This is a genomic window from Binatus sp. (SeqCode), assembly GCF_036522015.1.
GTDB lineage: Bacteria > Desulfobacterota > Binatia > Binatales > Binataceae > Binatus.
Genome location: NZ_DATDGQ010000029.1, coordinates 1 through 2,154 on the forward strand (window position 1 = coordinate 1; position 2,154 = coordinate 2,154).

General features: G+C 59.5%; 1 protein-coding gene and 2 pseudogenes. 1 reads left to right on the forward strand and 2 read right to left on the reverse strand.

Going from position 1 to position 2,154, the window contains the following annotated elements:
* Window positions 1–162 precede the first annotated feature (162 nt).
* Window positions 163–1,116 (reverse strand): annotated as a pseudogene (locus VIW95_RS01165) (acyl-CoA dehydrogenase family protein); the annotation flags it as partial.
* Window positions 1,117–1,125: 9 nt separating this feature from the next.
* Complete coding sequence (locus VIW95_RS01170) at window positions 1,126–1,596, reverse strand: MaoC family dehydratase (protein WP_331583174.1); 471 nt, start codon at window positions 1,594–1,596, stop codon at window positions 1,126–1,128.
* Window positions 1,597–1,913: 317 nt separating this feature from the next.
* Between VIW95_RS01170 and VIW95_RS01175 the strand changes: the two are divergent.
* A pseudogene (locus VIW95_RS01175) lies at window positions 1,914–2,154 on the forward strand (crotonyl-CoA carboxylase/reductase); the annotation flags it as partial.

Here is a 2,154-nt window from a genome sequence, read left to right on the forward strand (position 1 = left end):
GCGATCACCTGGGCCGAACGCGCCAGCCGGGCCAGCCTGCGCCCGACCTCGACCGCGGCCTTGCCGCCCACCCCGGCGTCTACCTCGTCGAACACGAACGTCGGCACCGGATCCGCGCCGGCGAACACCACACGCCTTCGCCAGCCCGGCCTCGTAGTCGCATCGCTTGCCGGTGTCTTTCTCGGCGGCGGCGAAGTAGCAAAGCTGGCGCGCCGCTTCGATTTCGACTGCCATGTGCGCGAGCTTGTGCCTGATCACCTGAAAATCGCCGATCGGCTGGCCGAACTGCTTGCGATCTTTCGCGTACTTCACCGCGCACTCGAACGCCGCCTGCGCGACGCCGACGCCGCGCGCCGCGGTCTGGATTCGCGCCGCCTCATAACTCGCCATCAACTGGTAAAATCCGCGCCCCTCGACGCCGCCGATCAAATTCGCCTTGGGCGCGAACGCGTCGTCGAACTGCAGCGCGTAACTGCGCATCCCGTGGTAGCCAATCGTCGGAATCGGCGAGCCGGTCAATTGCGGCGGCACAAACTCGTCGCCCGGCTTCTTCTCGTAGAGAATCAGCGACAGCCCTTTGTGCTTCTTCGACATGTCGGGGTCGGTGCGCGTCATCACGGTGAGCACGTGCGCACGATTGGCGAACGTGCACCACATCTTCGATCCCTTGATCAGATAGCCGTCGCCGTCCTTGACCGCGCGCGTTTTGAACGACGCGGTATCGCTGCCCGAGTCGGGCTCCGTGAATGCGGCCGCAGTGAGAATCTCGCCGCGCGCGATCGGCGGCAGGAATTTCTTTTTCTGCTCGGGCGTGCCGTTGGCGCTGATCAGAGTGCCGGTGATGATATTGCGGGTCATCACGGATCCGACGCTGAGCCATCCGCGCGAGAGCTCTTCGGTGACGATCGCCATCGAGATGTAGTCGAGGCCCATGCCGCCTTCTTCGGCGGGAAAGATCACGCCGAAGTAGCCGAGCTCGGCCATTTGCTTCAGAATTTTTTCAGGAATTTCTTTGTTGGCACGGTCAAGGTCATTCGCGATCGGCTTGACCTCAGCCTCGACAAACTCGCGGACCGAGCGGCGGATAAATTCATGCTCAGGCGTAACTAGCGGCATCGTGTGCTCCTACGCGGGAGTATTGTGCTTGCGAATCAGCACCGGCCGCTCGTACTCGAGCACCTTTTCGCCGCGTTGGTTGTAGCCGGTGGTGCGGAACTTGACGACGCCGCGATCAGGCTTCGAAGTGTCGCGCTTTGACAACACCAGAGACTCCGATGTGATCGTGTCGCCGGGATAAACCGTCTCGTGCCATTTCATTTTTTCGTAGCCGAGATGCGCGATCGCGCGTTCGCTCAGATCCTCGACCGATAGCCCGAACACCACATTCATCACCAGCATGTGATTGACGACCACGCCTTTGAAACCGAGCGACTGCGCATACTCGCGATTGAAGTAGCTCGGGTTGAAGTTCATCGTGACGCTCGAGAAAAAGCTGTTGTCGCCCTCGGTGATGGTGCGACCCCAATGATGCTTGAAAAGACGGCCGATCTCGAAGTCCTCGAAGTAGTGGCCACGCTCGATTTTGCGCACCGCCATAGTAGGTCAGGCTGCCTTGCTTCCTGTGATCGTAGAATCAACGAAAACGAAAATTCCTGAAGCCAAACCCGTTTTTTATGGAATAACAGCGAACAGGTCAATCTTAATACCGGGTGCAGGGGTCACCCCTGCCCAAGGAAGCATGAAACCCACGGCGGGTTTCATTAAAATCAAATCAACCGTTCCCTAACGCCCGGCAGGTTAGTATTGTCAAATCAGCGGCAAACAGGTAGCTAATTCCGGCGCGCAATGCCGCAGCCTCATAACAGAATTGGAGCCAACCGCAACGGCGCGGTGGTAACCGACAAGCAGTACAAATGAACCATAAGGAAATCTACGAGATCGGACAGGTGCCCCCTATCGGGCACGTTCCTAAACAGATGTACGCGCAGGTGATTCGCGCGGACCGGTTCGGCGACCCCATGCATGCGTTCAAGGTCGAGAAGATCGCGGTGCCCGAAATCCGCGCCGACGAAGTGCTGGTTTACGTCATGGCGGCGGGCGTCAATTTCAACAATGTGTGGGCGGCGCTCGGCTCGCCGGTGGACGTGATCGGCG

Bases quoted from the DNA above. Each gene is read 5' to 3' on its own strand.
- VIW95_RS01170 (WP_331583174.1), bottom strand. From the start codon at position 1,596: ATGGCGGTGCGCAAAATCGAGCGTGGCCACTACTTCGAGGACTTCGAG.